Below are 243 nucleotides of genomic sequence, written 5' to 3'. Positions count from 1 at the left end.
TGTGAGAGAGCGGCACAGCGGCACGGCTGTCGTGCATCGAGGCGGAACACAGCAAAGCGGCGATCGGTACGCCGCAGTCGGCAGTGTCGATATGTAGCTTATAACCGTTCCAACTGGTCTTGTAGCCTTGTGCGTTGCATTTCGTGCCGCGATCACAAGCAGTAGGCAATTCGGCCAGCATAGCAGGCAGCGACTGGCTACGCTGGCGCAGGATTGGGGAAGCCGACGCTGGCACTGCACGCT

The 243-nt window shown here is 60.1% G+C and carries 1 pseudogene; it reads right to left on the bottom strand.

Annotated elements, in window-relative coordinates:
* Nucleotides 1-243, bottom strand: a pseudogene (locus F2P44_RS34830) (IS5/IS1182 family transposase); the annotation flags it as partial.

It is taken from the genome of Massilia frigida (assembly GCF_011682175.1).
GTDB classification, from domain to species: domain Bacteria; phylum Pseudomonadota; class Gammaproteobacteria; order Burkholderiales; family Burkholderiaceae_D; genus Telluria_A; species Telluria_A frigida.
This window is presented reverse-complemented; position numbering and strand designations above follow the sequence as displayed.